The organism is Streptomyces thermoviolaceus (assembly GCF_045209695.1).
Classification (GTDB): domain Bacteria; phylum Actinomycetota; class Actinomycetes; order Streptomycetales; family Streptomycetaceae; genus Streptomyces; species Streptomyces thermoviolaceus.
Genome location: NZ_CP109280.1, coordinates 5,740,162 through 5,766,256 on the forward strand (window position 1 = coordinate 5,740,162; position 26,095 = coordinate 5,766,256).

Sequence of the window (26,095 nt, forward strand, 5' to 3'; positions counted from 1 at the left end):
CCGTCTCGTGGCACTCCGTGCCGTCGCTCCTCGGCGGGGAGGGTCATGATCCGGCCACAGAGGTCCCCTTTCTTCATGCTGTGCCCGCCAGCCACGCGGCGATGGTGCGCGCGATCGGCTGACCGGTGTCCACCTCCACGAAACCGAACTGACCCGACTGATTGCACTCCAGGAACCACCAGGTCCCCTCGGCGTCCTCGACGAAATCGAAGGCACCGTAGGCGAGGTGGGCCCGCTGCAGATAGGCGTGCACGCACCGGGCCGTGTCCGCGGGCACCTCGGCCGGACGCCACGGCCCGCCCGGTGCCGCGAAACGCACGTCCACCTCGTCGGGATCCGCGTCGGGCGGGATCTCCTTGCGGGCCGCCAGCAGCGTCGTGCCGACGGCGGTCAGACGTATGTCGGCCCGCTTGGCGATGCGGCGTTGCAGCAGCGTGGGGCCGTAGGCGACGGCGGCGAAATCGGTGCCCGGCGCGACCCGGCTGGTGGGCACCGCCCGCGGCGGCTCCTGCGGGTGCGCGCCGGAGACCGGCTTGACCACCAGATCCGGAAAGCGCTCGGCGAACTCCCGCGCGGTGCCCGGCACGGTGGTGATGACGGTGGCGGGCACCGGCAGGCCGCAGCGCTGCGCCAGCCTGAGCTGCCACGGTTTGTGCCGGGCCCGCCGGGCCGCGTCGGGATCGTTCATCCAGCGCGCCCCGCAGTCGCGGAGCACCCCGTACAGGGCCTGCGCCGCCTCCTGGGTGAGCCAGGGCGACGGTTCGGCCGCCCGGGCCGCCGGCTCACCGGGCCGGCGCACCCAGACCGACCGGATCCCGTCCACGCTCACCCGCCGCCTGCCGGAGGACAGATGACCGCGGACGACGCCGTGGCCGTACTCCACGGACAGTCCCGCACCCGCCGTCAGATCGGCCGGATCGAGCCGGACGACCGGGACGTCGGAGGCGTTCAGGTGGGCCACCACCATGTCCGCCGTCACGTCCTCCTCGCCCGTGAGGATCAGTACCGTCATCGTCGGCGGCCGGGTTCAGTCGTCGAAGTGCGTCTTGGAGCCCGCCGTGGACGTGGTGGTGCCCAGCTCCCTCAGCAGCGCGTGGTCGAAGGCGGCGATACGGCCGTCGAGGAGCACGTTCAGCTGCAGTCCTGCGTCGTAGACGTACGGCGTGGCTGTCTCCCGTTCCGCTGCCGGACGGGCGTAGTTGAGCGCGAACGGTTGCATCGTCTCTCCCCTGTCGGTGCAGCCGCGATCAAGCGGTGGGTCGTCCTTGCGGTGTCGCTTGGCCCGCTGACTTCGTTTCGGGTTCCGGAGACTTATACGATTCGAACGAGTGAATGGTTTCCTTACAGAGAGTGAGAATTGCCGCGAACGGCCCTCGGGGTCCGGTCCGTCACCCCGGTGCCGTGCGTGAGTGGTCTACCCGCTGAACGTGCCCTTGTAATGGTCCGGGTAAGTCGCGTGTCTCACTCGGGGCGCGCGGGCGCGGCCGCACCCCCGTCAGGGAGCCGAGATGACCATCCGTTTCGCACCGACCCCGCAGGAGCCGTCCGTCGCCGTCGCCGAGGACACCGGCCGCGACGGCCCGGCCGCCGGCGACGAGGCCCCGGCCGCCGACGGCCCCGAGACGGACCACCCGGCCGGCCGGGCGTCCGTCTGGCCGGCCCGGATCGCCGCGGCGGCCCTCATGGTCTGCGGCGCCGCCCACGTCCCGCTGCACCGGCAGGGCGTACCGCTGCCGGTGTGCGCCCTCGCCCTCGCCGTGTCGGTGCTGTGCGCGGCACTGGCCCTGCTGCTGGCCGTGCGCCCCGGCGTGGGCGTGCTCGTCGCCTCGGCCGTGGGGCCCGGACTGCTGGCGCCGCTCGGCTGGGCCGAGGAACGGTTCGCCTCCGCCGGGTTGTCCCGCATGCTGTCCGTCCTGGCGGCTCCGCCTCCCGGCGCCGGGCTCACCGCCGCGTGCGCGTCCCTGGCCTCGCTGGCGGCCCTGTCGCTGCTGCTGATGGTGCAGGCCGCCGAGCACCCCGCGTCGCGGTCCGGGGACTGACCCGGCCGCACCGGGCGCCGCCGTCAGCCCGGCAGCGCCTCGAGCACCCGGTCCGGCGTCAGCGGCAGCCGGCCCACGTCGACCAGGGCTCAGGGCTGCTCCACCCCGAGCTTCATCAGGTCCACCAGGTCGGTGCCGCCCGCCGGACAGTGCGCCCCGGGACGCGCGGGCGAAGGCCCGGCGGGCCCGGGGGTCAGTCCTGCGTCCGGGGCGGTTCGCCGTCTCGCGCGGGAGCGTCGTCCCGGGCGGGAGCGTCGTCCCGGGCGGGCGCGGGGTCCGCGGGCGGGTCGGCCTGCGGGGCCGTGGCGCCGTCCGAGGCGTCCGTGCGTGTCGTCTCCTTCGCCGTCTCCGGCGGGGCGGACGCCGGCGCGGTGCCCGTGGGCGCGGGCTCGGCGGTGCCGCCCGGGCGGAGCGAGAGAGCCGTCTCCTTCAGCCGTCCCAGCCCGCGGGCCAGCTGCTGGAACGGCGACCCCGCGGCGGGCCGCCCCGGCTTGTCGACCGTGAGCGCGCCGGACGCCTCGGCCTCCCGATAGGCGGCCAGGGCCTCGTTGGCCCGCTCGGCGGCCTCCCGGTACAGATCCCGGGAGCGTGTCATCGCCTCCAACGCCTCGGCGTACATGGCGACCAGCTCTCGGGCGCGGGCCAGCTCCTCCTCCAGGGTCCGCAGATGCCACTGCTCGCGCAGCGCGGTCAGGGCCTGCTCGCCCTCCGGCGGCAGCGGCCGGCGCAACGCGGCGAAGCGGGTGACGGCGTCCAGCAGCTCCGCCGGCTCGGTGCCGTCCAGGAACACGCTGCGCACGGAGAACGCCTCCTGGTCGTACCCGGCCGGCGGCGGACTGCCGGGCAGGACCACGGCACCTCCGCGGGGCACCCGGGTGCCGAAGTCGTCCAGCACCCAGTTGACCGCCCGGAACCGGTGCGGGGCGGCACGGTGCTCCACGACCCGGTGCCGCAGGCTCTCCGGCAGCGACCGCAGCACGCAGGCCCGGCCGCGCTCGTCCGGCGTCATGGCCTCGTGCACGACCACGTGCACGCACCACGGGTCCCGCACCGCGTGCCGCAGGATCCGCCGCAGGTCCTTGTCGTCCTCGGGCAGCGGGTTGACATCGCCCAGCCGCAGCCCGGTGCCGGCCTCGTTGGCCCAGTCGGCGGCCTGCTCCCGCGGCCAGAACATCGTCGCCGGGGACGGCCACCGCGGATCCCAGGGTGCCTCCGCCTCCGCCGTCAGCAGCCACTGCTGGTGCCCGCCGCGCATCGGCGTCAGGGCCAGCCGGGCCCGCACGGTCACCTCGCCGGGTGCCAGCCATCGGGCCTCGAAGACGTGCTCGCGCGACCGGTCGACGTCCTCCGGTTCCAGGTGGCTGTGCAGGACGCCGTCGGCCGTGAGGTGCTCCAGGTGGCGCCGTACGGCGTCCGCCGCGGCGGGACCGGTGTGACGGCCGCGGGCCGACCAGACCGTGGGCGGGGCCGCGGGACGGGAGGTGGCAGAGTTCGACATGGGCCAATCTGCGAGCTGGGACGGCGTGTGGCTTCCAGTATCGCCGCAGCGGATCATGTCCTGTCCACGGGGCGGGCCGTCGGGGAGGGCGCTTCGGACCGGGCGTGCCCGGACGCCGGTGCGGTCCGCTGCCCCGTTCGGCCGTACCACCCTCCCGGTGAGGCTGAGATCGCTGCTCCGTTCGGCCCTGCACTGCTGTTCCCCGGTACCGGAGCGGATCACTGTGAAGACACGTGCTACTTCAAGCGACAGGAGTGCTTCATGAGGATCCGCATGACGGCCGCCGCCGTTCTTGCCGGTACCGCTCTGATGACGTGCGCGGGGACGGCCGCGGCCGACGCCACCGGCAGCGCCTCGGCGAGCAACAGCCCCGGGCTGCTCTCCGGCAACGCCATCACGGTCCCCCTCGACCTCGACCTGAACCTGTGCGGCAACTCGATCAACGTGATCGGTCTGCTCAACCCGGCGGCCGGCAACGCCTGCGCGAACAAGTAGCGCCGGCACCCGGCCCCCGGACGAGCCGCGCCCCCGCGAGCGGGCGCGGCTCGTCCGCGTCCGTGGTCGCTGCGGACGCGGAGGCTTCGACCGGTGGTGCCGACGCGCCGGTACGGCACCGCTGCCGGCGGTCGCACGTGGGGGGGCCGTGCGACCGGTGTACCTCTTCCCCTCGGCCTGCAGGCGCATGACACTGGTGCGGCTCGAGCCCGACACGGAGCCGAACCGGTCCGTACCCGAACCCGACGGGCCGCTCGCGTCGCCTGCGCGCACGCAGGCACGTGACGGCCCCTGCGCGAAAGGCCGTCGATGACCTCGTCCCGCTTCGCCGACCGCCGTACCGTCCTTTGGGGAGCGCTGTCCGCCGGCGCCGGTGCCGTGCTCGTCCCGACGCTCCTCACGACAGCCGCCCGGGCCTACCCCTGGTCGCGCACGCTCCGTCAGGGGGCGACCGGCGCGGACGTGACCGAACTGCAGATCAGAGTCGCGGGCTGGGCCGCCGACAGCCCGAGCCACAGCATCGTCGCCGTCGACGGAGACTTCGGCCCGGCCACCGCCGCCGCGGTGCGCCGGTTCCAGGCGGCCTACGGGCTCGACGCCGACGGCATCGCCGGTCCCGCGACGCAGGCGCAGCTCAATGCCCTGGAGCAGGCGGACGGCTCCACCGTGCACTTCGACTTCAGCGAGTTCACCGACCGGGTCAGCGGCACCTTCTCCGGAGGAAAACTGAGCGCCGCCGCGACCAAGGAGAACGTCCGGCGCGCGATGTACAAGCTGGAGGCCCTGCGCAAGAAGCTCGGCAACGTGCCCATCACCATCAACTCCGGTTTCCGCAGCATCGCGCACAACGCCGAGGTCGGCGGCGCGTCCGACAGCATGCACCTCTACGGCACCGCGGCCGACCTCAGCGTGCCCGGCGTGTCCAACCGGACCGTCTATCAGAAGGCCGAGACCTGCGGTTTCTCCGGCCTGGAGACGTACACCGCGGACCACCAGCACGTGGACAGCCGGGCCGATCTCGGCCGGGCGTGGTGGTGGCAGGACGGCACGATCTGACGAGCCGCGCACCCACCTCCGCGTCCTGTGGGCAGCTCGAGGCAGCGAGCCGCGCGGGCGTCACCGGTGTGCGGGCACGACGTGCCGGCCCACCGGTGACAGGGGCGGCAGCGGCATCCGGCCGGCCTTCGCGGGGGCCCGGCCGTCATCCCGAGGTCACGGCGCACCGTCCCCGGTCGGCGGTGCGCGGGCCCTGCGCGGTGGGGCGGACGTCGAAGTCGAAGATCCGCGTGGGGACGTAGAGGGTGCAGCAGGCGTTGGGGATGTCGACGATGCCGCTGATGCGTCCCTCCACCGGGGCGGAACCGAGCAGCAGGTAGGCCTGTTCCCCGGAGTAGCCGAACTTCGTGAAGTACGCGATGGCGTTGAGGCAGGCCCGGCGGTAGGCCAGCGTCGCGTCCAGGTAGTGGTTGGTGTCGGTGTCGTGATCGACGGAGACGCCGACGAAGCTGAGGAACTCCGAGTAGCGGGGCTCGACGTTGCCCGGCATGAACACCGGGTTGGTGGTGATGCCGTACGTCTCCATGCCGCCCTTGATCAGGTCCACATGGAGGTCGATGAAGCCGCCCATCTCGATGGCGCCGCAGAAGGTGATCTCTCCGTCCCCCTGGCTGAAGTGGAGGTCTCCCGCCGACAGCTTGGCGTGCGGGACGTAGACGGGGAAGAAGACCCTGCTCCCGCGCGTGAGGTTCTTGATGTCCTGGTTGCCGCCGTTCTCCCGTCCGGGCACGGTACGGGCGCCTTCCACGCATATGCGCTGCGCGTCCTGTCCGGTGGCCGTGCCGGCGAGGGCGTTGTCGGCCGTGGGCGGCAGACCGAGCGGAGGAACACGGTCGGGGTCGGTGTCGATCAGCGCCTGCTCGCGGCGGTTCCACCGGGCGAGCAACTCCGCGGACGGAGCGGTGCCGATGAGCCCGGGGTGGGTGATGCCGGTGTAGCGGATCCCGGGCAGATGACGGGACGTCGCCTGCTGGCCGTGCATGTCCCAGACCGCCTTGTAGGCGTCCGGGAACCAGTCGGTGAGAAAGCCGCCGGCGTTGCTCCTGGCGAAGATGCCCGTGTATCCCCAGCCCTGTCCCGGGGCGTCGCCGACCTGCTGGGGGACGGGGCCGATGTCGAGGATGTCCACGACGAGCAGGTCGCCGGGCTCCGCGCCGTGGACGCCGACGGGCCCGCTGAGCATATGGGCGTGGGTGAGGTCCACGTCCCGCACGTCGTCGGCGGAGTCGTTGTTGCCGATCTGCGCGTCGGTCCAGTCCCGCGTCTCCAGGCGGAACTCGTCGCCCGGCCGGACCATGGCGACCACGGGTATGTCCGGATGCCACCGGTTGTGCCCGGGAACGTCCTGCTCGCGCATGGACTTCGACTGGTCGACGCTGAAGATGACTTCGGGCATGACAGCTGCCTTTCGTGACGGCGCGCGATCCGGCCGCCGGACGGGCGGTGCCCCGGCCGAAAGGTGTGTCGGACGCCGTGGGCGTCCGTCGGTGCTCGCGGCGTCGCCGGGATCGGACGCGATCGGCGAGGCCGGGGTGATCACCTGCTCCGCGGCAGGCGTGCCAGGGCCGGATGCGCGGGCCGTGCCGTGGGGGCGGCCGCGCTGCCGCGGCGGATCACCTCGGGCTCCTCACGGCTGCGTTCCTCGTGCTCGCGCAACGTGGTGAGACGGGCCGGTGCACGGATCAGGCCCGGCGACGAGTAGACACGTCCGGCCCTGCTGCCGCAGGCGGGGCAGTCGAGCGCGGAGGGAGCGCTGCCCATCGGCAGCCGCTTCACGAACCGGCCGCAGTGCGCGCAGGAGTATTCGTACGTCGTCATCGGCCACCTCCGGTCCGCCGACGGGCACGGCCCGAACGGTACGCCCGCAACGGGAGGCTCCCGGGCACGGGCGGAGCCCCGCTATGCCGGAGTCGTCCCGTCCTCACGGTTCCGCCGGACGCCGCGCGATGCGGACACTCACCCTTTCGACGGAACGCCTCGACGGCCGCATCCGCAACCCGAGCCCCCGCCCGCGTCCCGGCGCGGTCCTCGTCCCGCGCAGAACGCCGGGGCCCGTCCGGCCGCCGACGGGCCGGCCGGACGGGACCGTGCCCGCGTCCGGCCCCGGCCGGACGCGGGCGGACGGGTCAGGCCCCGCTCGCCCGGAGCATGTCCTCCCGCTCGACGATCTTCACGCGCTCCCGGCCCTGCGGCTCGCCCAGCGCCTTCTCCGCCGCGTCCAGCTTGTACCAGCCCTCCCACGTGGTGAACCGGACCTTGCGCTCGGCGAGGAACGCGTCGACGGCCTCGGGCGCGGGCGAGGTGGGCGTGTGCAGCCGCCCGCCTGCGTGGTCGTCCAGCAGGCTGGCCACGGTCTCGTTGGCGTCGCCCTTGGTGTGGCCGATCAGACCCACCGGGCCGCGCCGGATCCACCCGGTGACGTACGCCGACTGCACATGCTTGCCCGACTCGTCGACGATCCGGCCGGCCACGTCCGGCACCGTGCCCGACGCCGCGTCCCACGGCAGCTTCGGCAGCGGGTCGGAGAGGTAGCCGACGGCGCGATAGACCGCGGTGACGTCCCAGTCCTTGAAGGTGCCGGTGCCCTTGACGTTGCCGGTGCCGTCGAGCGCGGTGCGCTCGGTGCGCAGGCCCACCACGCGGCCGTTCTCGCCGAGGATCTCGGCCGGCGCCTCGAAGAAGTGCAAAAACAGCTTGTGGGGACGGTCGCCGATGTCCCGGATCGCCCAGTTCTCCAGCGTCTTGGCGACCATGTCGGCCTGCTTGTTGGCGCGCCGGGTGGCGATGGAGCCCTCGTCGTAGTCGATGTCCTCGGGGTCGACGACGACCTCGATGGTCGGGGAGTGGTCCAGTTCGCGCAGCTCCATCGGGCTGAACTTCGCCTGCGCCGGGCCACGCCGGCCGAAGACGTGGATCTCCCGCGCCCGGTTGGCCTTCAGTCCGTCGTAGACGTTCGGCGGGATCTCGGTGGGCAGCAGCTCGTCAGCGGTCTTGGCCAGGATGCGCGCCACGTCCAGGGCGACGTTGCCGACGCCGAGCACGGCGACCTTCTCCGCGGTCAGCGGCCAGGTGCGCGGCACATCGGGGTGGCCGTCGTACCAGGAGACGAAGTCGGCCGCGCCGTAGGAGCCGTCGAGGTCGATGCCGGGTACGGGCAGCTCCCGGTCGGCCATGGCACCGGTGGCGAAGATCACCGCGTCGTAGAACGCGCGCAGGTCGTCCAGGGTGATGTCGGAGGGGTAGTCGACGTTGCCGAAGAGCCGGATCTGCGGCTTGTCGAGCACCTGGTGGAGCGCGGTGACGATGCCCTTGATCCGCGGGTGGTCCGGAGCGACGCCGTAGCGGATCAGGCCGAACGGCGCCGGCATCCGCTCGAAGAGGTCGATGGAGACGCCGGGCTCGACGGCCGCACCGGACTTGAGCAGGGCGTCGGCGGCGTAGATGCCGGCCGGGCCGGCTCCGACGATGGCTACCCGCAGGGGGCGGGGCATGATCAGGTTCCCTTCGAGCGGTGACGGATCGACTCGTCGGCCACCCTAAACTGAGGCAAACCTAAGTAGGTACGCGGGTCCGCTCTATGACGTCATAAGCCGGATCTATGGAGTGTCGTGGGCGTGGATCCGGGCGGGCAGGGCAGGACGGGACGCGGATCGTCGGGCATGGTGGACCTGTGTTCGTGTTGGCCGCGATGTTCGCCGTCCTGGGAGCCGCCAGCAACGCCGCGGGCACGGCCCTGCAGCGCAAGGCGGCCTCGGCCGTTCCGCGCGGCGGCGGTCTGCGGCTGCTGGCCGCTCTGGCCCGGCATCCCGTCTGGCTGGCCGGGATCTGCGGAGTGGTCCTCTCCGCCCTGTTCCAGGCGCTGGCCCTGGTCAACGGGCCGCTGACGCTGGTGCAGCCGCTGTTCATGATGGAACTGCCGTTCGCCCTGCTGATCGCCGCGCCGCTGATGCACCGCCGGCTGCCGGGCGCCGGCTGGCGGGCGGTGGCGGCCGTGGTCGTCGGCCTCACCCTCGTCCTGGTCTCCTTCGCGCCGTCCGCGGGCCAGGAGCAGGCCTCCATGGCGCGGTGGACGCCCGCGCTCGTGGTGTGCCTGGGGGTGATGGCCGGGGCGGTCGTGCTGGCCCGGACGAAGTGTTCCCCGCTGCTGCGGGCCGCCGTGCTGGCCGCGGCGGCCGCCACCGGCAACGCGCTGACCGCCGCGATGCTGAAGTCGGCGAGCCACACCCTCGAGGCCGACGGGTTCGACGCCTTCCTCGCCACCTGGCAGACCTACGGCTTCGCGGTCGTCGGCATCGGCTCGCTGCTGTTGCTGGAGAACGCCCTGCAGGCGGGCCCGCTGGCGGCCTCGCAGCCGGCCCTGACCATCGGCGACGCGACGGTGAGCCTGGTGCTGGGCATTCTGGTGTTCCGCGAGGAGGTCCGCCTGGGTGTGTGGCTGCTGCCGGAGCTGGTGGGGGCCGGGTTCATCGTGTGGGGGGTGCTCCGGCTGATCCGTGTGGTGCCCCATGCCGCACAGACCCTGACGGGTTCGGCGACGGCCGAGCAGCCGTCCGGCTCCCGGGCCGCATAGCGCCCGGTCGCCCCGCGGCTCACCCGGACCCGGTCGGCGTCGGCTGTGCGCACGGCCGGACCGTTCGGCCCAATCCCGACCGAGACTCCGATGAACGGTGGAAATGTTTACGTATCGGCGTAAACATGGGCAAGTCGGGCACCCGCCTGTCCCGCCGCATCGGACAGCCACCGAGCCGAAGGAGTCCATGGGCATGACGGACGTATCCAGCAAGGGCCCCGCACCGGGCGACGACCGGAAGGTCCTCACCAACCGGCAGGGCCATCCCGTCCACGACAACCAGAACCAGCGCACCATCGGCGCCCGCGGCCCGGCGACGCTGGAGAACTACCAGTTCCTGGAGAAGATCAGCCATTTCGACCGGGAACGCATCCCCGAGCGGGTGGTGCACGCCCGGGGCGTGACGGCGTACGGCTTCTTCGAGGCCTACGGCACCTGGGGCGACGAGCCGATCTCCCGCTACACCCGGGCCAAGCTCTTCCAGGAACGCGGCAAGCGCACCGACGTCGCGGTCCGCTTCTCCACCGTGATCGGCGGCCGCGACTCCTCCGAGGCCGCCCGCGACCCGCGCGGCTTCGCCGTGAAGTTCTACACCGAGGACGGCAACTGGGACCTGGTCGGCAACAACCTCGGCGTCTTCTTCATCCGGGACGCCATCAAGTTCCCGGACGTCATCCACGCCCTCAAACCCGACCCGGTGACCTTCGAGCAGCAGCCGCGGCGGATCTTCGACTTCATGTCGCAGACGCCCGAGTGCATGCACATGCTCGTCAACCTCTTCAGCCCGCGCGGCATCCCCTCCGACTACCGCCACATGCAGGGCTTCGGCGTCAACACCTACAAGTGGGTCAACGCCGAGGGCCGCACCGTGCTGGTGAAGTACCACTGGATCCCCAAGCAGGGCGTGCGCAGCATGACCGAGGAGGACGCGGCCAACGTGCAGGCACGCACCCTCGGCCATGCCACCAAGGACCTGTACGAGGCCGTGGCACGCGGCGACTACCCCGAGTGGGAGCTGCGCGTGCAGATGATGGAGGACCACGACCACCCGGAGCTGGACTTCGACCCCCTGGACGACACCAAGACCTGGCCCGAGCAGGACTTCCCGCCCAAGCCGGTGGGGCGGCTGGTGCTGAACCGGATGCCGGAGAACTTCTTCGCCGAGAACGAGCAGATCTCCTTCGGCACCGGCGTCCTCGTGGACGGCCTGGACTTCTCCGACGACAAGATGCTCGTCGGCCGGACCTTCTCCTACAGCGACACCCAGCGCTACCGGGTCGGCCCCAACTATCTCCAGCTGCCGGTCAACCAGCCGAAGAACGCCCGCGTGCACACCAACCAGCGCGACGGGCAGATGACCTACTACGTCGACGGCGCCGGGGAGAACCCCTCCGTCAACTACGAGCCGTCGATCACGGGCGGGCTGCGCGAGGCGCAGTACCCCACCCACGACGAGCAGGGCCCGGAGATCCGTGGCCGGCTCACCCGCAAGCGCATTGAGCGCACCAACGACTACCAGCAGGCCGGCCAACGGTATCTGCTCATGGAGCAGTGGGAGCGCGACGACCTGGTGAAGAACCTGGTCAACCAGCTCGCCCAGTGCGACCGGCCGGTGCAGGAGCGCATGGTGTGGCACTTCCTGCTGGTGGAGAACGACCTCGGCCTGCGGGTCGGCGAGGGACTCGGCATCGCGCCGGAGGACGTCGCCCATCTGCAGCCGCTGGCGAGCCAGGATCTCACCGACGAGGACCGCAAGCGGCTCGCCAACCTCGGCAAGAACCCGCCGCGGGACGTCGAGGGACTCACGATGACGCACTGCGTGCCCAACGAGCGGTACGTCGTCACCCGCTGAGCCACCCGCTGGACGCGCCGGACCCCGGCCGGGCTCCCACCCGGCCGGGGTCCTCGGGTCCTCTCATGTCATCACGCCTCTGACGCGAGACACCAACCACGCAGGTGTGCGGTCAGCGCGTGGTGAGCAGCTCCGCGCGCAGCCGCGCCAGCAGCCGGCCCAGCAGCCGGGAGACATGCATCTGCGAGATCCCCAGGCGGTCGCCGATCTGCGCCTGGGTCAGCTCCTCCACGAACCGCATGTGGAGGAGCTGCCGGTCCCGCTCGTCGAGTTCCGCCACCAGCGGGGCCAGAGTGTGCAGGTCCTCCACCAGCTCCAGATCCGTGTCCTCGGCGCCGATGAAGTCGGCCAGGACGTTCTCGCCGTCCTCGCTGCCGCCGACCGCCGCGTCCAGGGAGGCGGAGGTGTAGCCGTTGCAGGCCACCATCGCGTCGACGACCTCCTGCTCGGGCAGGTTCATCAGCTCCGCCAGCTCCTTGACGGTGGGCTTGCGGCCCAGCCGGCTGCCGAGTTCCTCGGTCGCCTTGGCCAGCTCGACCCGCGCCTCCTGCAACCGGCGCGGCACATGCACCGCCCAGGAGGTGTCCCGGAAGAAACGCTTGATCTCGCCCACGATGTAGGGCACCGCGAAGGACGTGAACTCCACCTCGCGGGACAGCTCGAACCGGTCGATCGCCTTGATCAGGCCGATCATGCCGACCTGGACGATGTCCTCCATCTCCTGCGGGCCCCTGCTGCGGAAACGACCGGCCGCGTACCGCACCAGGGACATGTTCATCTCGATCAGCGTGTTGCGCGCGTACTGGTACGCGGGGGTGCCCTCCTCCAAGGAGGCCAGCCGGTCGAAGAACAGCCGTGAGAGCGCGCGGGCGTCGCTGGGTGCGACCTGCGAGGGTTCGGCCACCTCCGGCAGCTCCGTCCCGGCTCCCGTCGCCTTCGCCACCGTGGTCACCGCCATCCTGCGGCCCTCCCTGTCAGCCGATGTGTTCGTCGGACCGTGCGTGTCCGCCCCATGATCAGGAACGGGCTCCGCAGCGTGTACCCCCTTCCCCAGGCCTCACACCCCATTATTTCCCCCTCACGGCATCCGCGCGCGGCGTGGCGCAGGCGCCCGGCGGGCGCGGGATCCGGCCGGGGCCGCCCCTGGACGGGGACCGACACGCAATCTCGTGCGGCACCGCACGCCGGCCGACGGCCGGACGCGGGTGTTCCGGCGCGCTGCCGGGGAACGCGCACTCTACGGTGTGCCGGCCCCTGCGGGGCCGGTGTGCCCGACAGCGACCGGAGGAGCGCACGTGAACAGCCAGACACGGTCGGACCAGGGCGGCGCCGGGCTGACGGGCGGGCGGGACCCGCGGCGCTGGCGGGCGCTGTGGGTCACCCTGACGACCGGGTTCATGAGCCTGCTCGACGTGACGATCGTGGCCGTGGCCCTGCCCTCGCTCCAGCGCGACCTGAACACCTCACCGGCCGCGGTGCAATGGGTGGTGTCCGGCTACGCCCTGACCTTCGCCCTCGCCCTGGTGCCCGCGGGCCGGCTCGGCGACGCGGTGGGCCGGCGACGCATCTTTCTGGCCGCCCTCGCCGGGTTCGTGCTGTGCAGCGCCGCCGCAGGCGCCGCACCCACGATCACCTGGCTGGTGGTGGCCCGCCTCGCCCAGGGCGTGTGCGCGGGCTGCCTCGCCCCGCAGAACTCCGCGCTGATCCAGCAGATGTTCCGCGGCGCCGAACGGGGCCGTGCCTTCGGTCTGTTCGGCGCCGTGGTCGGCATCTCCAGCGCCGTCGGGCCGATCGTCGGCGGACTGATCCTCGCCCTGGCACAGGGCACGCAGGGCTGGCGCTGGATCTTCTACGTCAACATCCCGGTCGGTGCCCTCGCCCTGGTGCTCGGCCTGCGGCTGCTCCCGCGGATCGCGCCCGGCCGCCGGGAACGGCTCGACCTGCCCGGTGTGGCCCTGCTCGGCGCCGGGGTGCTGGCCGTGATGCTGCCGCTGGTCTTCGCCGAGAGCGGCGGACTGACCCGGCTGTGGTGGCTGTTCCCCGTCGGCGCCGTGCTGCTCGCCTGCTTCGCCCGCTGGGAGGGCCGGGTCGCGCGCCGGGACGGCCGGCCCCTGCTGGATCCCCGGCTGCTGACCGGCACCCGCGGCTACGCCCTGGGCACCACCCTGGGCACGCTGTACTTCGTCGGATTCAGCGGCGTCTGGCTGGTCTTCGCCCTGTTCTTCCAGAACGGCCTCGGGTACACACCGCTGCTGTCCGGGCTCGCCGTCACCCCGTTCGCGGTCGGCTCGGCCGCCGCCGCGGTGATCTCCGGGCGGCTGGTGGAACGCTTCGGACGGCTGCTGACCGCCTGCGGGCTGCTCGGGGTGATCGCCGGTCTCGGCGCGGCGGCGCTGATCCTCAGGTCGGCGCCGGACGGCAGGGAGGCATGGCTGGCGGCGCCCGCCCTGTTCGCCGGCGGACTGGGCAGCGGCTGCGTGATCTCCCCGAACATCACCATGACACTGCGGGACGTGCAGGTCCGGATGGCCGGAGCGGCGGGCGGCGCCCTGCAGACCGGGCAGCGGCTGGGCGCGGCCGTGGGCACGGCCGCCCTGCCGGGGCTGTTCTACCTGGTCCTCGCGCACACCGGACGGGACTACCGGGCGGCGGTGGCGCTCGCCGTGGGCTCCTCCCTCGTCGCGATGCTCGCCGCCCTGGCGGTGGCCCTCCTGGACTGGCGCCGCGACGGCCGCCGTCGCCCCCTCCAGCAGGTGCCGCCGGCCACCGCCGAGACGGCACGCCATGCCTGCCGCAAGGGCGGCGGCGGGAGATGAACCGAGAAGGAACCGGACCGCCCGCGGCGGCCCGCACACACCCGCGGCGGAGCCGCGCCCGTGCGCGCGACCCCGCCGTGGAGTGCCGTGCCCTCGGTGCCCGGTGACGGGCGGAGGAGTGCGGGCCGAGCCGGTTCACGGCTTCAGCGTGTCCTTGGTCTTCTCTTTCGCCTGGCGTGCGTCGCCCTTGGCCTTCCGGGCCCGGCCCTCGGCGGTCATGCGCTCGTTGCCGACCGCGCGTCCGACCGTCTCCTCGGCCTTGCCCTTCATCTGTTCCTTCTTGGCCCTGGCCTTCTGGTCACCAGCCACGTCGCTCACTCCCGACCGTAGGGGGCTGTGTGTCACCGCTCCGGGTGTCCGGTGCGGTCACCGGCAAACCAGCCGCCGCCGGCGCGCGACAGACGGCCCCGGCGAGGCCCGGCGGTTCACCCGGTCTCCCCGTCGACGGCCCGCACCACGGGGTGTCGCCCGCGGGCAGCGCCCGCGTGACGGCCCGCATCCTCAGCGGCCTGTGCACGTCCCCGCGCCCGGTGGACGCCGTGGGCGTCATCCCGTGAACGTCCTGCCCGCCTGGCGTCTGCGCAGGTCGTCGAGTGTGCGCAGGCGATCCCGGGAGCGCTCCAGCAGCCCGTTGAGCCGGTGGGGCTCCAGACGCGGGTCGCGGTCGGCCAGGGTGCGCAGTGTCTCCCAGGTGCTGATCGCGCTCAGGGTGCCGAGCTGCAGCAGCTCCAACTCCAGCAGGGTGCTCAGCGGAGAACGCCGCAGCAGGGAGCCGTTGGTCTTCAGCCGGCCGGCGCGCTCGCCGAGCCGTCCGGCGTACATCTTGTAGCGCCGTACCGGCACGTTCAGCCGACGCATGATCGCCAGCAGTGCCCTGCGGTCCTCGGCGATCTGCGCGGCGACGGCGGCGACCGCCTCGGCGAGCTCGGGATCGCGGCAGGAGGAGGCCAGGTACCGCGAACGCCCGGCGGTCACCGTCGCGATCGCCAGATGGTCGTTGAGGTAGATCCCCAGCAGGGCACGACCGCCGCTCTGCCCGGCCGAACCCGGCCGGAAGATCCCGGAGGGCCGCTGGTCGTCCATGGGTGTGTCCGGTGCCATGGGTGCGTCCGGGGCGGTCAGCAGGGCAGCTTGGCGCGGATGCAGGCGGCCGCGGCGGCGGGCCGCGCCGGGGTGCGGACGGAACGGCGCAGACGGGCGGCCTCGCGCTGCAGGTCCCGGGCGCGGTGCCGGCCGCGCCACAGCAGCGACGGGGCCCCGCCCGTGTCGTCCGCCGCGATCAGCAGCCCGCCCATCATGGAGAGGTTCTTCAGACAGTGGACGCGCTGCTGCATCCGCTCACCGGGGTCCTCCGCCTCCCAGAATCGGTGGCCGGCCACCGTGGTCGGCGCGAGGGTCGCGGCGAGGGCCAGCGCGGACAGCCGGGGCAGTCGGCCCGTGGCCAGCATCAGACCCGCGACGACCTGCACGCCGCCGTTGAGCCTCACGACCTGCTCGGTGCGCTCCGGCAGCATCGGGAACCGCTGCCTGAGGGGCCCCACCACACGCTCGGCGGCCGGAGCGAGATCGGCGGGGCTGCGGACGGCGCCCAGACCGCCGGCGACGAACATCGAGGCGAGCATCGGACGACCGGCCAGACGCAGCAGACTCATGGTCTCTCCCAGGTGTGAGATGTGCGGCGTTGCCCGGGTTCCCGTTCCCGGACGGCTGCAACCTGGGCCGCACGGCCGCCGCGGCACGTCCTCGCGAGGGCGACATGTGTGCTGCCGTCCGCGCGTGGGTTCGTCGTGCGCTGGTGTCCGCGTCGTCCGTGTGACCGCCGTGGTAGCGGGCCTCAGGGCCTCAGCCGAGGGTTTCGATCTTCATGTCGCCCGTGGTGACCGTGCGGATGTGATCGCTGGCGAGCAGGGCGTGCGGATTGCCGAGGTCGATGGCGCTGACCTCGTCGAGGCGGGCCAGCTGGGAAGGGGTGAGGTCGACCTGCAGAGCACCCAGGTTGTCCTCCAACTGCGCGATGGTGCGGGCGCCGACGACGGGTGCCGTCACACCCGGGGCGTTCAGGGCCCAGGCCAGTGCGACCTGGGCGGGTGTGCGGCGCAGCTCCGAGGCCACCTCCTTCACCGCATCGGCGATGGCGAGGTTGCGGTCGGTGACCCATCCCAGGGCGACATTGAGGCTCTTGCGGTCGCCGGCGGTTTCGCCGACGACGGAGCCCGCCCGGTTCTGGTCCTCCCGGCTGTACTTGCCGGTGAGCACCCCGCCGCCCAACGGGGAGAAGGGGACCACGCCGAGTCCCATCTCGCGTGCCATCGGGATCAGGTCACGCTCCGCGGTGCGCTCGATCAGGCTGTACTCGGTCTCCAGCGCGACCAGTGGCGACCAGCCGCGCAGGTCGGCGATCGCCTGCATGCGCGCCACCTGCCAGGCCGGGGCACTGGAGATCCCCACGTACAGCACCTTGCCCTGCCTCACCAGGTCGTCGAGGCCCCGCAGGATCTCCTCCACCGGCGTCCGGAAGTCCCATACGTTCACGTAGAGCAGATCGATGTAGTCGGTGTTCAGCCGGCGCAGACTGGCTTCCACCGACGCCAGCATGCTCTTGCGGTGGGTCCCCCCGGAATTCGGGTCATCAGGCCGACGCAGCGTCGAGTACTTCGTGGCCAGCACCAGCTTGTCGCGGTCGGCGCGGGCGAATTCACCGAGCAGTCGCTCGGAACTGCCGTCGGTGTAGGTGCTGGCGGTGTCGAAGACATTGCCGCCGAGCTCGGTGTAGCGGTCGAAGAGCTTGCGCGCCTCGTCGCGCTCGGCGCCCCAGCCCCACTCGGTGCCGAAGGTCGCCGTGCCCAGCGCCAGCGGTGAGACCCGGAGTCCGGAACGGCCCAGCAGCCGATACGTGTCGAGAGTGAGTGCCATCGTGTTCTCCTGTGCGGTGCGGTTCATGGCGTTGACGGTGCGGATCCGTGATCGGCCCGCACGGGTTCCAGGCGCGGGCCCGTAGCCGGCGGCCACGGTGATGTCCTGGTCGGTGATGCGGTCGGCGGCGTCCGAGGAGAGGAAGGCGACTGCTGTCGCGACCTCCTGGCTGGCTTTGCAGCGCTCGAAGCGGCTCGGCCGTCGCTCCACCGATCCCGGTCGTCCCCCGGTGATGAGAGCTGTGGGCATATCTGATCTTTCGTCGCTGACGTGATGTGCGGGGGAACAATCGGGGACCTCCCCGGTTGTCTCGCCGTACACTGAACCGGGGACATCCCCGGATCATTCCCGAGCCTCAGCCGACACCCACGATCGCGAACGTCATGACATCTCCCCGCAGCACCCTGCGCGCCGACGCGCAGCGCAATCGCAAGCAGCTGATCGCCGCGGCTGCCGAAGCCTTCGCGTCCGGACACCCGATCTCGCTGGACGCGATCGCCAGACGCGCGGGAGTGGGGAACGCCACCCTGTACCGGCACTTCCCCACCCGGGAGGATCTGATCGAAGAGGTCTACCGGGACCAGATCCGGCCCTTGCGCGAGGATGCACGCACCCTGCTCGCCACCGAGCCGCCCGCTCGGGCCCTCCACGCCTGGATGCTCCGATTCGCCGACTGGACCGGTGAACGACGCGGTATCTGCGAGGCCCTGGTCGCCATGAGCGCGTCCGGCCGCTTCGGTACCGGGCCGGTCTGCGACGAGGTCCAGCAGATCCTGGCGATGATGCTCGAGGCCGGTGCCGCAGCAGGAGAACTGCGCAGCGACATCGACCCGGTCGAGGTGGGCGGCATCCTCGCCGGTTTGCTCTCCGTGGCCGGCGCGCCCGAGCAGCGCCGCCGACTGCACCGAATGCTGGACGTCGTCGTCGACGGACTCAGGCCCCGCTGAGCGGCACACCAGCGGTTCGAGGAGGCGTCGGCCCATGCCGGACGGCAGGGCCGCGGCCGCGACGGTCGCGGCACCCCACACCTGGGTGAGGACCGTCGAGATCACCGAGGCGGACCCGGATGCCGCCAGTCTTGGAACGTGGAGGCGTCAGCGCTTCCCGCGGGCGGGCGGCGGGGGTGCGTTCGGCGACGTGCCGGGCGACTGCGTCGACGCTCGGGTTGGGTGCGTGCCGTGGCCCGCCGTTCCACGGGCGTCGTGGTGTGCGCGCCGGAGCGGTGGCGCTCCCACCGGCTCGGTGTGCCTCGCGCGCACCTGCATCACCACATCGGGTGGCCGCACCCGCGTCGGTCGCTCACTTCTTCCCGGGGGCCAGCTCGGCCAGCAGCAGGGTCCGGTCGTCGGTGGCGGCGTCCTGTCCGACGGTGTCCTCCAGCAGGTGCCGGCACAGGGACGGCAGGGCGTCCGGGTGCTCCGGGTCGGACAGCTGTGCGGCACCCTCGTCGAGGGCGCGGGCCAGACGGGTGATGCCCTGGTCGATGTCGCGGGTCCGGGACTCCACCAGCCCGTCGCTGTAGAGCAGCAGCAGACTCGGCTCGGGCACATGCAGCACGGTCGGCTCGTACCGGCCCGCACCCAGGCCCAGCGGCAGGCCGGCCGTGGTCAGGGCGACCCGCCGGGCCGGGCCGCTCGGCCCGCGGACCAGCGGCGGCGGATGCCCGGCCCCGACGAAGGTGCAGGTGCACAGGTCCGCGTCCCACTCCGCATACATGCAGGTGGCGAAGGAGGCACCGGGGGTGTCACCGGCGACCGTGTCCAGGTGGCGCATGAGGTCGGCCGGGTCGAGGTCGAGCGCCGCCAGGGTGCGCACGGCCGTACGCAACTGGATCATGGCGACGGCGGACTCGGGGCCGTGCCCCATCGCGTCGCCGACGACCATGCCGACCCGGCGCCCGCGCCGCGGCAGCACGTCGAACCAGTCCCCGCCGATGACGTCCTGCCCGGCGGGCCGGTAGCCGTGCGCGATCCGGCAGCCTTCGTGGCACTGGCCGGCCTCGGGCAGCAGCGAGCGGCGGATGGCCAGCGCGGTGAGCCGTTCCCGTTCGTAGCGGCGCGCGTTGTCCAGTGCCACGCAGGCACGGGCGCCGAGCACCTCCACCGCCACCGCGTCGCCACGTGTGAACGGCGTGCGACCGGGCCCCCGGGTGCAGGCGATGAACCCCACCGCCGTGCCGCGCAGCCGCAACGGGACGATCAGGAAGGAGGCGCTGCGCACCAGGGCTTCCACGGACGCATCGCCCCGCCCGGTCCGCCGCAGGCGCTGCACGGTGTGCCCGTCCACACCGTCGAGCAGCTGGCTCTGCCCCGTGGCCACGGCCCGCGCGTACGGCGTCTCGCGGGGGAAGACCAGCACCTCGCCGACCGGCAGCAGCGACTCCCAGTTCTCCGGATTCTGTGCGCCTATGCGCAGGGCGAGACGGCGCGCCTCGATCTGGGGCGGGTCGGGCAACTGGCCGCCGTGCTCCTGGAGAAGCCAGCGCTGCAGCAGATACACGGAGGCCGCGTCGCAGAAGTACGGCGCCAGGGCGTGCACCACATGGCGGCCCGTCAGCTGCAGGTCGAGCTCGGAGCCGATGGCGTCCGCCGCGGGGGAGAAGCGCCCGCGGTGACTGCCCGGCGACGCCGCAAGGGCGTCGTCGTGATCGGGGGACTCGCTGTGTTCTGTGTACCGCAGGGTGATTGCCTTCCGGGTGGGGCAGGTCGTGGCGTGACGGGCCGGGAGGTCCTCGTCGACGTGTTGCGGGGGCGGTGCGGGGAAGGGCCATGGCGGGGCGGCACGGACGAGGAGTATGCCGTAGGCAACTATATGATTCCCAGTCAGTAATGCGGAGTCGCGAGGGAGTTGACCATGACGGACGACAGCGGGCTGCCGCGGGGCGTCGATCCCGGCAAGGCCAGTGTGGCGCGGATGTACGACGCCATGCTGGGCGGAGAGCACAACTTCGCCATAGACCGTGAGGCGGTGGCCGCCTTCACCGCCATCGACCCTCAGGTGCGCACCCTCGCCCGCGCCAACCGCGCCTTCCTTCAGCGCGCGGTGCGTTTCCTGGTGGACGCCGGTGTACGTCAGTTCATCGACCTGGGCTCCGGCATCCCCACGCAGGGCAACGTCCACGAGGTCGCCCAGTCCGCCGCCCCCGGCTCACGGGTGGTCTACGTCGACAACGATCCCGTGGCGGTCGCCCACAGCGAGGCGCTCCTCGACGGCAACCCGGACGCCACGATCGTGGCCGCCGACATCCGCCGCCCCGCCGACGTCCTCTCCGCACCCCAGGTGCGCGACCTGATCGACTTCGAGCAGCCCGTCGCCGTCCTGATGATCACGATCCTGCACTTCATCACCGCCGAGGAGGATCCGGGCGGCATCGTGGCCGCCTTCCGGGACGCTCTCCCCCCGGGCAGCTGGCTGGCGCTGACCCACGCCACCGACGACGACCGTCCCGACACGGCCGCCGCCGTGGGACAGCTGTACCGCGACCGGGCCACCTCTCCCGTCACCGCCCGCTCCCACGCCGAGATCATGGCCCTCTTCGACGGCTTCGAGCTGGTCGAACCCGGCCTGGTGCATCTGCCGCTGTGGCGCCCGGACCCGCAGGAGCGGATACCCGACGACCCCCGCCGGTACTGGGTGTACGCCGGAGTGGGACGCAAGACCGCCTGACCACCGCCGGGCCCGGGCCGGCCGCCTCCCGGCGGCCGCGCGGGGGTGCGCCCGGCCGCGGACCGTCGGCCGGGCGTGGCACCCTGAACTCATGTGCGGCCGCTATGTGTCCACCCGCGCCCCCGAGGACCTGGTCCGCCACTTCCGGGTGACGGCCTGGCGCCCTAAGGAGGCCCTGGCACCCAGCTGGAACATCGCGCCCACCGACCGGGTGTGGGCCGTCCTGGAACGCGTGCCCCGCGAGGACCCCGAAGCCGACGCGACACCCCGCCGCGAGCTGCGGCCGCTGCGCTGGGGACTGGTGCCCTCCTGGGCGAAGGACCCCCGCACCGGCGCCCGGCTGATCAACGCGCGCGTGGAGACCGTCCACGTCAAACCCGCCTTCCGCCGCGCCTTCGCCCGGCACCGCTGCCTGCTCCCCGCCGACGGTTTCTACGAATGGCAGCGCGTCGAGGACGCACACACCGGCCGGGTCCGCAAGCAGCCCTGGTTCATCCACCCCGAGGACGGCGGCATCATGGCCCTCGCCGGCCTCTACGCCCACTGGCGCGATCCGCATGTGCCGCGGGACGACGATCCCGCGGCGTGGTTGACGACCTGCACCATCATCACCACCGACGCCACCGACGCGGCCGGCCGCGTCCACCCCCGGATGCCGCTCGCCCTGGACGCCGAGCACTACGACGCCTGGCTCGACCCGCGGTGTCAGGACACCGGCGAGCTGCGGGCGCTGCTCGACACCCCGGCGGGCGGCCACCTGGACGCCCGGCCGGTCTCCCCGGCCGTCAACGACGTCCGCGCCGACGGTCCCGAGCTGGTGGCCGAGGCCGCGCCGTGACGGCTCAGCCGGCCGCGTGCTCGACGCGCATCCGCACCTGCTCCTCCAGCCGCTGCAGGCTGTCGTCGAGAGCGGACCGGGCGGCCTGTTCTCCCGGGTCGTGGCTGTCCTCGAGGAAGGACAGGTGCACGGTCACCTCGCTCGCGCCCCCGCCGATGCCGGCGATCTGCAGCCAGCCCGCGTAGCTGCCCTGCTCACGGGTGCCCCACTCGATCCGCATCTGGTCGCGCTCGGCGCGCAGCAGCGCGGGCGTGTCCTGGTCGGTGCGGTCCTCGTGCACGGTCACGGCGGGCGGGGCCGCGCCGCGCACGTGCAGCTCGTGCGGCAGCCATGCGTCGAGCTGTGACACATTGGCCGCCTGATCGAAAACCTGCTCGGGCTGGGCGGGCATTGTGCGGGAACGTTCGTACTCGGTCATCACGGCACCCATTTCGTGTGCTCTGCGGTCGTACCAGCAACCGCGTGCCCCGCCTGACGCGGCTGAAAAGCTGCTCCGCGTCCGCGGCGGTGCGCACGCCGGGTGGCCGTCCTCCTGCACAGACGACGGTGTGCGGTCCGAGGTCGGACCGCACACCGTGCTGGGTCGTCGAGATGATGTCAGGACACCGGACGGGCCGGATCAGTAGCCGCCGTGACCGCCGTGACCACCGTGTCCGCCACCGTGACCGCCGTGTCCGCCGCCGTGTCCGCCACCGTGGCCGTAGCCGCCGTGGCCGCCGTGGCCGTGGTCTCCGTCCCATCCGCCATGGCCGTAACCGCCGTGGCCGCCGTGTCCGCCACCGTGGCCTCCGCCGTGGCCGTAGCCGCCGTGGCCGCCGTGGCCGTAGCCACCGTGTCCGTCACCATGGCCTCCGCCGTGGCCGTAGCCACCGTGGCCGCCGTGTCCGCCACCGTGGCCTCCGCCGTGACCTCCGCCGTGGCCGCCCTGATACAGGGTGCTGTACCCGGAAGCCTGGTGGGAGTCGTAGCCCGACGCCGCTGCGGTACCCGCGGTGCCGATCGCGGCGCCACCGGCCATGAGGACGCCGGCCGCAGACACGGCAAAGAGGCGCTTGACGCGCTGTGCTCGCATGGGTATTACCTTTCCTTTCCACCGTCTCGCGCGGAATTGCACGCAAGATGGACGGCCGCGCTGCCTGGTCGGGGAAAGTGCGGCGCGGTCCAGAGCGTCGCCGCTCGATTGTGAAAGCACGTCTCGGTCTCCGACCGCCGCGGTGCCATCTGAGAGACTCCGCGGCTTCGGCCCCCTGAGGAGACCTCGCCGGTCGGGGCGTGCCCGTTGCGGCTGTCATTTCCCGACGCTAGTCGCCGATTCCACCATCGGCATCTCGGGCACGGTCCGCGGGAGGGGCGCACGCGTGTCCGTGGGGAAACACGCCCTCCGCGGCCGCTCGGCGAACCGTCGCCACGCAGCGGATGAGCCACTGTTTCCCCGAGGTTGCCCCGTCGTCTTCCACGGGTTGCTCCGCCGTGCGCATGAAGCGCGCCAGGCAGGGCACGCGGAGCAGTGCCCAAGGGGGTGTGTCACATGTCAACGGGAACACTTCTCGCGATCATCATCCCGGTCGTCGTCGTCCTCGCTCTGATCGCCGTCGGTGCTTCGCTGCTGACACGGCGTCGTCGGCTGCGCCGGCGCTTCGGACCCGAGTACGACCGCACGGTGGAGGAGGCGGAGAGCAGGCGGGCCGGTGAGCGCCATCTCAGGGAACGCGAAAAGCGGCACGACGAGTTGGACATCAGGCCGCTGTCCGCCGACGCGCGCGAACGGTACGCCCGCGAGTGGAGCGGTGTGCAGGAAGAGTTCGTGGACCGGCCCGAGGACGCGGTGCACGACGCCGACCGGCTGGTGACGTCGCTGATGCACGAGCGCGGCTACCCGACCGAGGGCTTCGAGCAGCAGGCCGCCGACTTGTCCGTGGAGCACAGCCGCACCCTCGACCACTACCGTGCCGCTCACGACATCGAGACGCTCACCACCCGCAGCCAGGCCACCACCGAGCAGTTGCGCGGCGCGATGGTCCACTACCGGGTGCTCTTCGACGAACTGCTCTCCGACGGAAACCGCCCTCGGCACGCCCCGTCCTGACCACCGGCCTGCCGTCGCGGCCGGCGTCCGGACACCGCTCAGCCCGGCACGGAGGAAGCCATGCACAGCGACAAGGAACCGAGCCGCAGCAGCGGCCTGTCCACCGAGGATCTTCTGCGGGAGCGGTCCGGCGGGCCGGCCTCGCGATCGGCGCCGCCGCAGACGGACGCCCCGCCGCCGGTCTATCCCGGCGAGAGCACGGGCGAGGCACCGCCGCGCCGCTCCGGCACCGGCGAGCCGTCAGGGACGCGTGAGTCGTCCGGGACCCGTGAGCCGTCCGAGACGCGTGAGCCCTCCGGGACCCGGGAGCCGTCCGAGACGCGTGAACCGTCCGCCGCCGGTGACCGGGCCGCCGCGGCGCCCGCCGCCTCCGGCGCACCGTCGGCGGAGTCCGAGACGCAGCCGCAGGACACCACGCGCTCCCCGGACGCAGGGAAGGCCGCCACCGCGGAGGAGGAGAGCCCGCGCCTGCTGAGCCCCGAGGACGAGCAGGGCTTCCGCGACCGCTGGAAGGAGGCCCAGAGCAGATTCGTGGACGACCCGCGCGAGGCGGTGCACACCGCCGACACCCTGGTCGCCGAGGTGATGCAGACCCTGGCGGCCACCTTCGCCCAGCACAAGCAGGAACTGGAGAGCCAGTGGAGCCAGGGGGAGCAGGCGGACACCGAGGCCCTGCGCAGGGCCCTGCGCCGCTACCGCTCCTTCTTCAACCGCCTGCTCAGCACCTGACGCGTCCAGCCGTCCGCCCGGCACCGACCGACGGCAGGGCGAGGGCGGCCACCGATGTGTCCGGCGTGTCGCGCGGCGGCCGGAGACGGCCACGGACGACCATGGGGTGTCCTGCACACAGCCATCAGTCCGGGCGTGGAACGGAGGGTCCGCATGGGCCGGCGGGTCGCGGAACGCGGGACGGAGCAGGAACCGGACGAGGACGGCGCACAGCCGTGCGTCACCGGCGCCGCGCTCGGTGACGCACGCCGCCGCATCCCGCGCACCGACGCGGTGTTGAAGGACCCGCGCCTCGTGGCCGCCGTCGGCCGACTGGGGCCGGGCACGGTCAAGGCGGCGGTCCGGCAGGCACAGGAGCAGGCCAGGCACGGCACCGTGCCGCCCGAGGCGGTGGCCGACACCGCGGTCGCCCTGCTGCCGCGCACCGCCGGCGGACTGCGTCCGGTGATCAACGCGACCGGGGTGCTGCTGCACACCAACCTCGGCCGTGCGTCCTTGTCGGCGGCGGCCCGGCTGGCCGTGCTGGACGCCGCCGGACCCACGGACGTGGAACTCGACCTGGTCACCGGTGTCCGGGCCCGCCGCGGCCGCAGCGTGCTGCAGGCGCTGCGCGAACGGGTGCCGTCCGCCGACGCCGCACACGTCGTCAACAACGGTGCCGCCGCCCTGGTGCTGGCCGCCACGGCGCTCGCCACCGGCCGGGAGATCGTCGTCAGCCGGGGCGAGCTGGTGGAGATCGGGGACGGCTTCCGGCTGCCGGACCTGCTCGTCTCCACCGGCGCCCGGCTCCGCGAGGTCGGCACCACCAACCGCACCCGCGTCGAGGACTACGCCGCCGCGATCGGCCCCGAGACCGCCTTCGTGCTCAAGGTCCACACCTCCAACTTCCGCATCACCGGTTTCACCCGTGCCGCCTCGGTGCGCGACCTGGCCGGGCTGGGCGTGCCCGTGGTCGCCGACATCGGCTCCGGCCTGCTCGCCCCGCATCCGCTGCTGCCCGAGGAACCCGACGCCGCCGGTCAGCTGAGGTCGGGCGCGGCGCTGGTGACCGCGAGCGGGGACAAGCTGCTCGGCGGCCCCCAGTGCGGCCTGATCCTGGGCGACGCCGGCCTCGTCGGCGCCCTGGCACGACATCCGCTGGCCCGGGCGCTGCGCGTGGACAAGCTCACCCTGGCCGCCCTGCACGCCACCCTCACCGGCCCCGAGACCCCCACCGCCCGCGCCCTGAACGCCGATCCGCGCACCCTGACCCGCCGCGCCGAACGCCTCGCCTGCCAGCTGCGCGGCCCCGGCCTGGACGTCCACGCCGTTCCCAGCGCGGCCACCGTCGGCGGGGGCGGCGCACCCGGGGTGACGCTGCCGAGCGCCGCGCTGTCCCTGCCGGAGGCCTGGGCGTCCGCCCTGCGCACCGGCCCCGTCCCGGTGGTGGGCCGGATCGAGAGCGGCCGGTGTCTGCTGGATCTGCGGGCCGTGCCGGAGGAGGACGACGCCCTGCTCGCCGAGGCCGTCCGCACGGCGGCCCGGGCACGGAGGTAGC

Annotated in this window: 26 protein-coding genes; 13 read left to right on the forward strand and 13 right to left on the reverse strand. The window is 72.7% G+C overall.

Translation table 11 applies throughout. The features are described from left to right. Positions 1–73: 73 nt before the first annotated feature. Both tgmB and tgmA read right to left on the reverse strand, forming a co-directional pair. On the reverse strand, positions 74–1,012 hold the full coding sequence (gene tgmB / locus OG899_RS25075; protein WP_125496424.1) for an ATP-grasp ribosomal peptide maturase: 939 nt from the start codon (positions 1,010–1,012) through the stop codon (positions 74–76). Positions 1,013–1,027: 15 nt separating this feature from the next. Then, entirely contained in the window at positions 1,028–1,219 is a 192-nt protein-coding gene (tgmA, locus tag OG899_RS25080; RefSeq protein ID WP_125496423.1) for a putative ATP-grasp-modified RiPP, read from the reverse strand. Positions 1,220–1,508: 289 nt separating this feature from the next. Between tgmA and OG899_RS25085 the strand changes: the two genes are divergently transcribed. Continuing rightward, entirely contained in the window at positions 1,509–2,039 is a 531-nt protein-coding gene (locus OG899_RS25085; protein WP_125496422.1) for a hypothetical protein, read from the forward strand. A 193-nt stretch (positions 2,040–2,232) separates the two neighbouring features. On the opposite strand, the gene OG899_RS25090 is transcribed toward OG899_RS25085, so the two are convergent. Then, positions 2,233–3,537 carry a hypothetical protein gene (locus tag OG899_RS25090; protein ID WP_251506092.1) on the reverse strand — a complete coding sequence of 435 codons (1,305 nt, stop codon included), beginning with the start codon at positions 3,535–3,537 and terminating at the stop codon, positions 2,233–2,235. 261 nt (positions 3,538–3,798) lie between these two features. Between OG899_RS25090 and OG899_RS25095 the strand changes: the two genes are divergently transcribed. Both OG899_RS25095 and OG899_RS25100 read left to right on the forward strand, forming a co-directional pair. Beyond that, entirely contained in the window at positions 3,799–4,032 is a 234-nt protein-coding gene (locus OG899_RS25095; RefSeq protein ID WP_125496421.1) for a chaplin, read from the forward strand. Between the two features lie 309 nt (positions 4,033–4,341). Then, a complete protein-coding gene (locus OG899_RS25100) occupies positions 4,342–5,088 on the forward strand; it encodes a D-Ala-D-Ala carboxypeptidase family metallohydrolase (RefSeq protein ID WP_125496420.1) in 747 nt (248 codons plus the stop codon). Positions 5,089–5,233: 145 nt separating this feature from the next. Here the strand turns inward: OG899_RS25100 and fmdA are convergent, their stop codons facing one another. The 3 genes from fmdA to OG899_RS25115 all read right to left on the reverse strand — a co-directional run bounded on the left by fmdA (position 5,234) and on the right by OG899_RS25115 (position 8,579). Beyond that, positions 5,234–6,484: a formamidase gene (fmdA, locus tag OG899_RS25105; protein ID WP_189428417.1), complete on the reverse strand. Its 1,251-nt coding sequence runs from the start codon at positions 6,482–6,484 to the stop codon at positions 5,234–5,236. Between the two features lie 140 nt (positions 6,485–6,624). Beyond that, positions 6,625–6,906 carry an FmdB family zinc ribbon protein gene (locus tag OG899_RS25110; protein ID WP_168131969.1) on the reverse strand — a complete coding sequence of 94 codons (282 nt, stop codon included), beginning with the start codon at positions 6,904–6,906 and terminating at the stop codon, positions 6,625–6,627. A gap of 308 nt (positions 6,907–7,214) precedes the next feature. Continuing rightward, complete coding sequence (locus OG899_RS25115) at positions 7,215–8,579, reverse strand: FAD-dependent oxidoreductase (protein ID WP_125496417.1); 1,365 nt, start codon at positions 8,577–8,579, stop codon at positions 7,215–7,217. A gap of 179 nt (positions 8,580–8,758) precedes the next feature. Between OG899_RS25115 and OG899_RS25120 the strand changes: the two genes are divergently transcribed. Both OG899_RS25120 and OG899_RS25125 read left to right on the forward strand, forming a co-directional pair. After that, the gene (locus OG899_RS25120) at positions 8,759–9,658 is read left to right on the forward strand and encodes a DMT family transporter (RefSeq protein WP_168131970.1); all 900 of its coding nucleotides are present in this window, start codon (positions 8,759–8,761) and stop codon (positions 9,656–9,658) included. 193 nt (positions 9,659–9,851) lie between these two features. Further along, positions 9,852–11,510 carry a catalase gene (locus OG899_RS25125; protein WP_125496415.1) on the forward strand — a complete coding sequence of 553 codons (1,659 nt, stop codon included), beginning with the start codon at positions 9,852–9,854 and terminating at the stop codon, positions 11,508–11,510. A 112-nt stretch (positions 11,511–11,622) separates the two neighbouring features. On the opposite strand, the gene OG899_RS25130 is transcribed toward OG899_RS25125, so the two are convergent. Then, entirely contained in the window at positions 11,623–12,468 is an 846-nt protein-coding gene (locus tag OG899_RS25130) for a SigB/SigF/SigG family RNA polymerase sigma factor (RefSeq protein WP_125496414.1), read from the reverse strand. Positions 12,469–12,805: 337 nt separating this feature from the next. Here OG899_RS25130 and OG899_RS25135 point away from each other — a divergent pair, with 337 nt between their 5' ends. After that, positions 12,806–14,326, forward strand: a complete 1,521-nt coding sequence (locus tag OG899_RS25135; RefSeq protein WP_229814367.1) for an MFS transporter — start codon at positions 12,806–12,808, stop codon at positions 14,324–14,326. A 135-nt stretch (positions 14,327–14,461) separates the two neighbouring features. Here OG899_RS25135 and OG899_RS25140 read toward each other — a convergent pair whose 3' ends face one another. The 4 genes from OG899_RS25140 to OG899_RS25155 form a co-directional block, all read right to left on the reverse strand. Then, complete coding sequence (locus OG899_RS25140) at positions 14,462–14,635, reverse strand: CsbD family protein (protein ID WP_125496413.1); 174 nt, start codon at positions 14,633–14,635, stop codon at positions 14,462–14,464. A 237-nt stretch (positions 14,636–14,872) separates the two neighbouring features. Then, positions 14,873–15,427, reverse strand: a complete 555-nt coding sequence (locus OG899_RS25145) for a hypothetical protein (protein ID WP_229814366.1) — start codon at positions 15,425–15,427, stop codon at positions 14,873–14,875. 17 nt (positions 15,428–15,444) lie between these two features. Further along, complete coding sequence (locus OG899_RS25150; RefSeq protein ID WP_251506098.1) at positions 15,445–15,978, reverse strand: DoxX family membrane protein; 534 nt, start codon at positions 15,976–15,978, stop codon at positions 15,445–15,447. A 190-nt stretch (positions 15,979–16,168) separates the two neighbouring features. Beyond that, positions 16,169–17,239, reverse strand: coding sequence for an aldo/keto reductase (locus OG899_RS25155; protein WP_406311198.1), 1,071 nt, complete (start codon positions 17,237–17,239; stop codon positions 16,169–16,171). Between the two features lie 383 nt (positions 17,240–17,622). On the opposite strand from OG899_RS25155, the gene OG899_RS25160 reads away from it, so the two are divergent. Beyond that, the gene (locus tag OG899_RS25160; protein WP_406311164.1) at positions 17,623–18,186 is read left to right on the forward strand and encodes a TetR/AcrR family transcriptional regulator; all 564 of its coding nucleotides are present in this window, start codon (positions 17,623–17,625) and stop codon (positions 18,184–18,186) included. A 352-nt stretch (positions 18,187–18,538) separates the two neighbouring features. On the opposite strand, the gene OG899_RS25165 is transcribed toward OG899_RS25160, so the two are convergent. After that, positions 18,539–19,924: a PP2C family protein-serine/threonine phosphatase gene (locus OG899_RS25165; RefSeq protein ID WP_168131999.1), complete on the reverse strand. Its 1,386-nt coding sequence runs from the start codon at positions 19,922–19,924 to the stop codon at positions 18,539–18,541. A 168-nt stretch (positions 19,925–20,092) separates the two neighbouring features. On the opposite strand from OG899_RS25165, the gene OG899_RS25170 reads away from it, so the two are divergent. Both OG899_RS25170 and OG899_RS25175 read left to right on the forward strand, forming a co-directional pair. Beyond that, a complete protein-coding gene (locus OG899_RS25170) occupies positions 20,093–20,905 on the forward strand; it encodes an SAM-dependent methyltransferase (protein ID WP_125496410.1) in 813 nt (270 codons plus the stop codon). A 91-nt stretch (positions 20,906–20,996) separates the two neighbouring features. After that, positions 20,997–21,743, forward strand: coding sequence for an SOS response-associated peptidase (locus tag OG899_RS25175; RefSeq protein ID WP_168131973.1), 747 nt, complete (start codon positions 20,997–20,999; stop codon positions 21,741–21,743). Between the two features lie 4 nt (positions 21,744–21,747). Here the strand turns inward: OG899_RS25175 and OG899_RS25180 are convergent, their stop codons facing one another. Continuing rightward, a complete protein-coding gene (locus OG899_RS25180) occupies positions 21,748–22,161 on the reverse strand; it encodes an SRPBCC family protein (protein ID WP_189428413.1) in 414 nt (137 codons plus the stop codon). Positions 22,162–22,374: 213 nt separating this feature from the next. On the opposite strand from OG899_RS25180, the gene OG899_RS25185 reads away from it, so the two are divergent. The 4 genes from OG899_RS25185 (at position 22,375) to selA (ending at position 26,094) form a co-directional block, all read left to right on the forward strand. Next, positions 22,375–22,929 carry a hypothetical protein gene (locus tag OG899_RS25185; RefSeq protein ID WP_406311165.1) on the forward strand — a complete coding sequence of 185 codons (555 nt, stop codon included), beginning with the start codon at positions 22,375–22,377 and terminating at the stop codon, positions 22,927–22,929. A gap of 342 nt (positions 22,930–23,271) precedes the next feature. Next, complete coding sequence (locus OG899_RS25190) at positions 23,272–23,829, forward strand: hypothetical protein (protein WP_125496407.1); 558 nt, start codon at positions 23,272–23,274, stop codon at positions 23,827–23,829. A 60-nt stretch (positions 23,830–23,889) separates the two neighbouring features. Beyond that, positions 23,890–24,558 (forward strand): hypothetical protein, encoded by a 669-nt coding sequence (locus tag OG899_RS25195; RefSeq protein WP_125496406.1) that lies wholly within the window; start codon positions 23,890–23,892, stop codon positions 24,556–24,558. Positions 24,559–24,711: 153 nt separating this feature from the next. After that, positions 24,712–26,094 carry an L-seryl-tRNA(Sec) selenium transferase gene (selA, locus tag OG899_RS25200; RefSeq protein WP_406311166.1) on the forward strand — a complete coding sequence of 461 codons (1,383 nt, stop codon included), beginning with the start codon at positions 24,712–24,714 and terminating at the stop codon, positions 26,092–26,094. Position 26,095 lies beyond the last annotated feature (1 nt).